The following is a 10,161-nucleotide window of genomic DNA, read 5'->3' on the forward strand; positions in this document are numbered from 1 at the left end:
CCAACGAATTTATTAAATCATTTGACTGGTACACCATAAAGTGTACCGGTATGACTATGCATTATTATGTTTGAGCAATTTATAAAAAGACCAGTGCTCTCACTGGTCATCTCCTTATTTATAACACTACTTGGGCTACTTGCTTTATTTACCCTGCCTGTAACCCAGTTTCCAGATATCGTTCCCCCTTCAGTTGTAGTTACTGCCAACTATACTGGCGCAAATGCTGAAGTAAGTACCAATGCCGTGGCCATCCCTCTGGAAAGAGCCATTAACGGAGTAGCTGGCATGACATACATGAACTCAGTATCTACAAATAACGGGACCACACTGATACAGGTGTTCTTCAAAGTAGGTACTGATCCTGATATTGCAGCAGTAAACGTTCAAAACAGGGTAACAACCGTACTTGATGAATTACCAGAAGAAGTAATCAAAGCCGGTGTGACTACTGAAAAAGAGGTAAACAGTATGTTGATGTACCTGAACATTTACAGCGATGACAAATCTGCTGACGAACGTTTTATTTACAACTTTACTGACATCAATATTCTAAAAGAGCTGAAACGTATTGAAGGTGTTGGCTTTGCTCAGATTATGGGCCTGAGAGATTATGCCATGCGTGTTTGGCTAAAACCCGACCGCCTGGCAGCCTATAAAATTTCCAGTGAAGATGTGATTTCAGCTTTAAGAAAACAAAATGTTGAAGCAGCCCCGGGACAAACGGGAATTGGTTCCGACAAATCCATCAATATGCAGCAATATGTTTTGCGTTATCCTGGTAAATTCTCTGATGCCGAAGAATATAAGAATATCCCAATAAGGGCCAATGCGGATGGTTCAATCATAAGAATAAAAGATATTGCAGATGTAGAATTCGGTTCATTAGATTATGAAATGGTCTCTAAAACTGATGGCAGACCCTCCGCTTCTATTATGATGAAACAATTACCAGGCTCTAATGCCCAGGAAGTAATTGAAAATGTAAAAGAACGTATGGCAGCTCTTCAGAAAAGTTCTTTTCCTCCAGGCATGAAATATACCATGGGTTACGATGTGTCCCGTTTCCTTGATGCCTCAATATCCAGTGTATTGATTACTTTGCTCGAAGCCTTTGTATTGGTATTCATTGTCGTATTCATTTTCTTACAGGATTTTCGTTCAACCTTGATTCCGGCACTTGCTGTACCTGTATGTTTAATTGGCGCATTGTTTTTCATGCAAATGCTGGGCTTCTCTATTAATCTACTCACACTTTTTGCGCTTGTACTGGCCATAGGTATTGTGGTCGACAACGCCATTGTAGTAGTAGAAGCGGTATATGCCAAAATGGAAGAAGAACATCTTCAACCTATGGAAGCCACACTTGCTGCAATGAAAGAGGTAGGGAAACCTGTAGTGGCCATTACAATGGTGATGTCGGCAGTTTTTATTCCGGTAGCTTTTCTTTCCGGACCCGTTGGTATTTTCTATAGACAGTTTTCGCTGACACTTGCTTCTGCAATTATCATATCCGGAATAAACGCCTTAACGCTTACTCCTGCCCTTTGTGCCATCATTCTTCGTTCTCCACACGAAAAACCTGCTTCAAAAGGTCCTTTAGCACGCTTTTTTGCACGCTTTAATAAAGGATACAACAATATGGCCAATGGCTATAAACGACTGTTAGGACTTATTGCCGGTCGACGGACCTTAACATTCGGACTACTAATTGCGTTCTTCATAACAACCTGGGGAATGAGTGCTATTCTTCCTTCTGGCTTTATTCCAACTGAAGATCAGGGTATGATCTATGTGAACGTAACAACCCCTCCTGGTGCTACTGTCGACAGAACAGAAATTGTACTAAATGAAATTGACGAAATAAGCCGAAAAATGAGTGCCGTAGAAACGGTATCAACCCTTGCCGGTTATAGTCTTGTTAATGAAGTTTCAGGAGCATCTTACGGAATGGGGATGATTAACCTTGTTGCTTGGGACAATAGAGAAGAATCTGTAACAGAAGTGATCAATTCCCTTAAAAAAGCAACGGCACACATCATGGATGCCGAAATAGAGTTTTTTCCACCGCCAACAGTTCCCGGATTTGGGAACTCTTCAGGATTCGAATTGCGCGTGCTCGATAAAACAGGTAGCGATGACCTAAATAAAACTTCAGAAGTACTAAACAAATTTATAGAAGACCTAAAAGCTACTCCTGAAATAGGAAATGTATTTACAACCTTCGATGTGAGTTTTCCACAATACCTGCTCAAAGTCGATTACGATCTTGCCGCAAAAAAAGGGATCAGTGTCGAAAATGCAATGAATACCTTACAAACGTTAATGGGTAGTTTTTATGCGACCAATTTTATCCGTTACGGTCAAATGTACAAGGTAATGGTACAGGCTGACCCTTCGTACCGCGAAAAACCAGAAGACGTCTTAAATCTTTTTATCAAAAACGATAAAGAAGAAATGTTGCCATTTTCATCCTTTATAACCATGGAACGTGTTTACGGTCCTGAACAAATTACAAGATACAACATGTTCTCTTCAGCCATGCTTAATGGAGATGCTACAGCCGGTTTTAGTAGCGGGCAAGCTATTGCGGCAGTAGAAAAAGTAGCTAAAAATCTTCCTGCTGGATATGAAATAGAATGGTCAGGTATGACCCGGGAACAGATTCTTTCAGGAAATCAGGCCGTCTACATATTTGCCTTATGTCTGCTATTTGTATACCTTATTTTAGCCGCACAGTATGAAAGTTTCCTATTACCCCTTCCTGTACTCCTATCTTTACCTGCAGGAATTTTCGGAGCTTTCTTATTCTTATGGGCATTTGGACTCGAGAACAACATATATGCACAGGTTGCCCTCGTAATGCTGATCGGTTTACTTGGGAAAAATGCCATTCTTATTGTTGAATATGCCTTGATTAAACAAAACGAAGGTATGAACTTTTTGCAGGCTGCAATAGAAGGTTCAGTAGCCCGTTTACGCCCAATATTAATGACTTCTTTTGCCTTTGCCGCTGGTTTGATTCCATTGATGATAGCGACCGGTGCGGGAGCACTCGGTAACCGCTCCATCGGTACTGCAGCCGTGGGCGGTATGGTTATTGGAACAGTTGTGGGACTCATTGTTATCCCGGGTCTTTACGTATTATTTTCTTCCTTCATGAAAAAGAAAGTGATACCCAATGCTAAAATAATAACGATCATTGCAGCTGCTGCTATCTTCAGCAGTTGTACAATAAAAAAGGACATACCTGAGCACAAGCATCTTTCAGCCCCTGCTACTTATGCACTGAGTACAGATACCATTACAATAGCCAACACACCTTGGAAGGAATTCTTCAAAGATGAAACCCTGATAAATCTGATAGATAGTGCCTTGTTACACAACGCAGATATGAAACAGGCGCTACATCACATTGAAATCGCAAAGGCAAACCTACGTATACGAAAAGGAATGACCTTACCTAACATAGATCTTGCTATTGAAGCTGGCTTACATAGATATGGTTTCTATACCGCAGATGGAATAGGTAATTATGACACCAATTTTTCGGGAAACTTAAAAGAAGATGAACGCGTACCTAATCCCCTTCCTGACTATTTTGTCGGACTAAGAACATCCTGGGAAATAGATTTATGGGGAAAACTGAAAAACAAAAAACAAGCGGCCTTAAACAGGTTTATGGCTTCCTACGAAGGACGAAAACTTGTTCAGACAGAGTTGATCAGTAACGTTGCAATAACCTACTTCGAATTACTGACCTGGAACGAAGAACTGAACATTTTAAACAGAAATATCGAACTTCAGCAACGGGGATTAAAATTAATTGAAGTTCAAAAAGAAGCGGGTGTAGCAACAGAATTAGGTGTACAACAATTCAAAGCTATGGTATCGAATTCAAAAGCCAGAGTTCAGGAGGTAATGCAACAAATCAGTCTGATGCAGAATCATCTAAACTTTTTGACTGGTAAATTTAATACAGACTTCAAATTAACATCAAACAACTTTGAAGAATTTATCAGTATGAAGACACTGGATAGTGGTGTTCCCTTGCAAATGATTGCTTTAAGACCAGATATCAGAGAAGCTGGCCTCACACTCGTCGCGTCTCAAAAAGATTTGAAAGCTGCCAATGCAGCATTTCTGCCGGCAATCGTTCTCGCTCCGCAGATTGGACTACAATCATTTGACCTTGGTAAATTGTTTCAACCTCAAACTGCACTGGCCTATGGGCTAATAGGTGGCCTGACGACGCCACTATTTAGTCAGTACCGCCTCCGAGCAGAATACGAAACTTATAAAGCAACATACGGCATAGCATTTCAGAGCTATGAAAAAATTGTACTTAAAGCTTATAATGAGGTTCAAGATGCCCTAAAAGCACATGGTTTTATCGAGAAAAAGAGAACTTTCATCTCAGACGAAGTTAAAGCGCTTAATTCCGCAGTTAAAGCAGCCAACGACCTTTTTCTTGCAGGCAGGGTAACTTATCTCGACATCATCACCACACAACGAAATGTACTGGATGCAGAGCTCAATGAAGTTCAGGCTAAGAAACAGCAGGCACTAAACAAAATCTCTTTATACAAAGCCCTGGGTGGAGGCTGGAAATAAACAATTTAATATTTCTCAAAAAAGAGGGTATCCATAGCAAATGGATACCCTCTTTTTTGCTATTTTAAATTAAATCAGCGGGAAGAAATTCATTATATTCGTTGAAAATACCGATTTTAAATTTGAACCTAACCAACCTTTTCAAACCATTCAACATGCGACCAACAGCACCAGTCAACCTATTTTTTAAAAGCCTGTTCACCATATCAGCCGTACTCATTTTTGCTGGCTGTTCAACATTGAAATCCAAAAATGATCCCGAATGGACCGACTTATTCAATGGCAAGGATATTAAAGACTGGAATGTAAAGATCAACCACCATGAATTTGGTGATAACTTTGCAAATACCTTTAGAGTAGAAGATGGTATGATTAAAGTTAGATATGATCAATATGGTGCCTACAACAATCAATATGGTCACTTATATTACAAAAAACCTTTTTCACATTATCGACTACTGGTGGAATATAGGATTACAGGCGATTGGAAGACAGATGCACCTTCTTATACCATTAGTAATAGCGGAATCATGTTTCACTCACAGGATCCAAAAACCATGCTTAAAGACCAGGACTGGCCTATATCCGTAGAATTTCAATTGCTGGCTGGTTTAGATGATGGACAACCACGGCCAACAGGGAATATGTGTTCTCCAGGGACTGATGTAATCTATGAAGGAAAAATTGACAGCAGGCACTGCATAGATTCCAAATCCAAAACATTTAAAAAGGACGAATGGGTACGCGCAGAACTGATCGTATTAGGAGATTCCCTGATTACGCACCTCATTAATGGTGATACCGTACTTCAATACTCCAAACCTCAGATTGGCGGAGGCGTAGTCAATAATTTTGACCCCGCAGTTAAATTGGATGGCAAACTTTTAAAAGAAGGATTTATTGCCCTTCAAAGTGAGGGTCAACCAGTTGATTTTAGAAAAGTTCAAATTATTAATTTAGATAAACGCACTAAAAAATAATAAACTAAGCGAATTTATTTAGACATTTATCTCCACTAAACAATAAAACAACACACAAATGATCAAATTTTCATTAAGTATTATCTTTTCCCTTATATTTTTTGGGGGAATTAATTTATTTCTGGACAAACCCAATCCTAAAATTGTTGGTCCGGATGAACTCGAAATCACCAAATTTTCAGGCCCAGATGTTACACCAAGCCCAGCCTGTCTGGCAGTTGCCCCAACCGGAGAAGTATTTGTAGGCGTAGATATGATAGGATCTTTAGGTAAAGACCCAAACAAAGGACGTATACTTAAACTTATCGACAAGGACAACAATGGCACAATGGATCAGCATATAGAATTTGCTATGGTCGACAATCCCAGAGGTATCATAGCTCAGGGAAATCAGGTCTTTGTATTGCACACTACCTTTTCTAAAGAAACCGGACTGGCAACAGGTATGGATCTCGTTGTTTTTGAAGACAAAGATAATGATGGCGTTGCAGACGGACCTTCAAAGCCACTCATTCAAAATATAAGTAATGCAAAATACATTAGGGAGAGAGGAACTGACCATGCTACTAATGGTATCACAATGGGTATTGATGGCTGGATCTATATCGCGGTAGGCGATTTTGGTTTTCACGATGCTGTTGACCGCAGTGGTAAAAAACTAACAATGCTTGGAGGTGGAATTGTTCGTGTACGTCCAAATGGTACTGAAATGGAAGTGTATACGCATGGAACCCGCAACGTATATGATCTTGCAGTTGATCCGTTCATGAATATTTTCACAAGAGAGAATACCAATGATGGTGGAGGATGGAACGTAAGGTTTTCACACCATATCCAATCTGGAGAATATGGCTACCCACTGTTGTTTCAACATTTTACAGATGAGATCATCCCGGCATTGGCAGATCTTGGTGGTGGTTCAGGAACTGGTGCATTGTTTATGGATGAACCAAACTGGCCGGAAAAATACACGAAAGTACCTATGATGGCCGACTGGGGCCAAAGTATGTTATATATACATAGAGTTACTCCAGATGGTCCTACTTTTACGCAAAAGGATGAAGAGTTTATAAAACTATCACAGATTACAGATTTGGATGTGGATGGCTCAGGTCGTCTTTACCTATCTGCATGGGATGGTGCAGGTTATTCAGGTAGTCCGGGTAAAGGATACGTAGTACGTGCAGTACCTAAAAACTGGAGCTACAAAGCATTTCCCGATGTAAAAAAAGCATCAATTAAAGCGCTAGCTGAACTACTTAAATCTCCGAGTACTGTTGCACGCCTCACAGCATCACAGGAATTGATCACCCGTTCTGCTAAACAAGCTGCATCAGCTGCATTAAAGGTTGCCTCAGATAAAAAATTAAGTTTAGAATCTCGCATAGCCGGTATTTATACTTACGCCCAGATAGCGGGAGAAAATGCAATTCCTAACCTGGTAAAACTAAGTCAGGAAGATGCTGTAAGAGAACCAGCCTTGCGCGCATTAGCTGATCGTAAAGCTAACCTCAAAAATGTTCCCACTGAACCATTCTTGCTAGCGCTTAAAGATCCATCTAAACGGGTACAGGCTATAGCAACTATTGGATTGGGTCGTTTAGGACATGTAGAGACTGCTACTGCTTTGTTAGAGACTAAAGTTCCAGACTCATTTAAAGAACCAGCAAAAGACGTAGAAGGTCCACATGCTACCCCAAATTCAAACATTATTCTCCCTCACCTTGCAGTACAAGCATTGGTAAATCTTAATGCAGTTGATGCCACAGTAAAGGCAATTGGAACAGATCAGTCAGACCTGGCATTATGGGCATTACGCTATATGCACACCCAAAAAGCAGTTGATGGACTTATAAAAGCTTATGACCTTTCTAAAGATGAAAAAGTAAAAAAACAAATCCTGATAACACTCGCTCGCCTTTATAAAAAAGAAGATGTATATGATGCATCATGGTGGTGGGGTACAAGACCGGATTCTCATGGTCCATATTATAAGAATGTACTTTGGGAAGCTTCAGCTGGTATAGAAAAGTTTTTAGTTAGCGAATCAGAAAAAGCTGGTGCTAATGGGAAACAGTTCTTTGTAGACTTAAATGAGCGTCACCGTATGGGTATACCTTCATTTACAGTAGAAGAAAAAGTAATAGCAGCTGAAGAGCCAGCTGTAGATCTTGAAAAAATCAAAAACAAACCAGGACAGGTTGGAGAATCATCCATTGAAGATGTACTTCTAGCCATAGCCAAATTACCAGGCGATCCAGTTAAAGGTAAAGCGCTATTTACTAGTCAGGGCTGTTTTGCTTGTCATAGCATAAACAAAGGAGAGCAAATGAAAGGACCTTTCATGGGTCAGGTCGGCTCAATTATGAATCGCGAGCAGATTGCTGAATCTATACTTAAACCAGATGCTTCTATTTCTCAAGGATTTGCAACAGTAATGATATCTGCAAAAGGCAATAAAACCTATATGGGATTCATTACACAGGAAACTGCTACTAAGGTTGTTATGCGAAACATCGTTGGTGAGGTATTTAACATCAAGGCTTCTGATATCCTATCCCGCAAAGAAATGGATAACTCTATGATGCCTGCTGGTCTTGCAAATTCATTGTCTTATGAAGAACTTGCATCCCTTGTTACATTTCTATCACAACAAAAGAAATAAAAAAAATACCGCAGAAAGGCTAATCCTTTCTGCGGTATTTTACCTTTCTAACCACTAAATTACTTTGAAATATAAGTCTCGGCGAGCTTTAACGCCTGATAAGCGTTAACAATTCCACCGCTAACACATAATTCTCTAAAAGATACTCTTTCGCTTTCTCCTCTGGCATTTACTCTTTTCACTTTCTGTTCAACTTTAACAACAGACTTCATAATAATCTCACGTACCTGACTTGCTTTAAGTTCCGGGTAATAACTTAAAATTAATGCAGCAAGACCAGAAACTACGGGAGCTGCCATACTTGTTCCATCAAACTCCTCATATTTTGAAGCCGGAACTGTAGAATTAATCATAAAACCAGGTGCAAATACATCAACCGTGTATTTCCCATAATTTGAAAATGATGCCTTCAAACTTGCATCGTTTTTATAAGCACTCGCCCCAACTTCAATCCAGTTTGTTGCATGAGGCAAACTAAACTTAACAGTGTCTAATGGAATTTTAAAAGGCGTTGCAGGCATATTTCTACCCATCCCACTTCCCTGCATCTGACCTTGATTAAGTAATGGCATTAATATCTTCTCCAAAGGCTTCTTATGCGCCTTCTTGTAAGCTAAAGCCTCTGGTGTATCATAATATTTATTAGGATAATTCTCCTCAACGTCGTTATTTTCGTTATCATTACCTGCAGCATGCACCAATAAAACGCCCTTCTCTTCAGCGTACCTAACTGCTTCGTCCACTATATCCTTATCCCACTTAAAACCTTTACCGAAGCTCATATTGATAACACGTGCGCCATTATCTACCGCATATCTAATCCCATTTGCAACATCTTTATCACGTTCATCCCCCTCTGGAACAACCCGGATTCCCATAATCTCAACATTGTCGGCTATACCATTTATACCAATATTATTCTTCCTGTTTGCACCAATTATACCAGAAACATGTGACCCGTGATCAGCATTTGGCCCCGCAACATCGCTATTTCCGTAAAGACGCTCTTTTGAATTAGTATAATCGTCCCCAACAAGCTCAGCCCTTTGATCGTATTTCGGATTCAGGTTATAACGTAGCATAACGTCATACTGCTTATAGGCATCCTTCATTTCTTTATGAAATTTGTCCATTGAGCCACTTTCCTTTGCCCCTCTTCTAATAATCTTCTTGCATTGCTCCTCCTCTTCACTATCAGCCTTATAATTTTCCATGTCTTCTAATGAAGGAATGGCCTTATGATTAACTTTGGCAACAGAATCAAGCATCTTATTAATAATCGATATCACAGCGAAGGTTTGATGAGCCTCATCGTACTTTTTTCCAAATTCAGCGGTCACTTTAGTATAAAGTGCAAATTCTTCCTTTTCAGTACTATCTAATACAGTTGATTTAATTGTAGAACGGTATTTGGGCTGTAATTTTCTAAAGATCCTAACCAGTTCCAGATTATCATAAGCAAGGTTCCCCTTCTTTGAACCTATAAAATTCCAGCCATGGATATCATCTATATAACCATTTCCATCGTCATCAATACCATTATTAGGAATTTCCTTTTTATTAGTCCACATCACGTCCTTCAAATCTTCATGAATGGTTTCCACACCACCATCGATTACGGCCACAATTATCTTCTCTTTTGGTGTCTTACTATTTAAAATTTCTTTGTAGGCTTTTTCAGTACTGATACCAAAATAACCATCCTGTAAGAGGTCCAAATTGTACCAGTTTGCAGGTAGTTTAACATTCTTATCCTGAGAAAAAGCTGCTGTATTAAAGGAAAGACAAGCTGTTATATATAGTAGATACTTCAGTTTCATCGATAGTTACTTTAGTCAATTAACGTAAAATACAATTATACGGTTTTATTAATTGCAGGGGATACATTTAGCATTTTTTAAC

General features: G+C 39.5%; 4 protein-coding genes. 3 read left to right on the forward strand and 1 reads right to left on the reverse strand.

Annotated elements, in window-relative coordinates; translation table 11 throughout:
• Positions 1 to 66: 66 nt before the first annotated feature.
• The 3 genes from R2Q84_RS22670 to R2Q84_RS22680 all read left to right on the forward strand — a co-directional run bounded on the left by R2Q84_RS22670 (position 67) and on the right by R2Q84_RS22680 (position 8,259).
• Positions 67 to 4,614 carry an efflux RND transporter permease subunit gene (locus R2Q84_RS22670; RefSeq protein WP_316818887.1) on the forward strand — a complete coding sequence of 1,516 codons (4,548 nt, stop codon included), beginning with the start codon at positions 67 to 69 and terminating at the stop codon, positions 4,612 to 4,614.
• 155 nt (positions 4,615 to 4,769) lie between these two features.
• Positions 4,770 to 5,594, forward strand: coding sequence for a DUF1080 domain-containing protein (locus R2Q84_RS22675; RefSeq protein WP_316818888.1), 825 nt, complete (start codon positions 4,770 to 4,772; stop codon positions 5,592 to 5,594).
• Between the two features lie 58 nt (positions 5,595 to 5,652).
• Positions 5,653 to 8,259 (forward strand): c-type cytochrome, encoded by a 2,607-nt coding sequence (locus R2Q84_RS22680; RefSeq protein WP_316818889.1) that lies wholly within the window; start codon positions 5,653 to 5,655, stop codon positions 8,257 to 8,259.
• A gap of 59 nt (positions 8,260 to 8,318) precedes the next feature.
• On the opposite strand, the gene R2Q84_RS22685 is transcribed toward R2Q84_RS22680, so the two are convergent.
• Positions 8,319 to 10,079 carry a S8 family peptidase gene (locus R2Q84_RS22685; RefSeq protein ID WP_316818890.1) on the reverse strand — a complete coding sequence of 587 codons (1,761 nt, stop codon included), beginning with the start codon at positions 10,077 to 10,079 and terminating at the stop codon, positions 8,319 to 8,321.
• Positions 10,080 to 10,161: the final 82 nt, after the last annotated feature.

The sequence above is a fragment of the Pedobacter nyackensis genome (assembly GCF_032678475.1).
GTDB lineage: Bacteria > Bacteroidota > Bacteroidia > Sphingobacteriales > Sphingobacteriaceae > Pedobacter > Pedobacter nyackensis_A.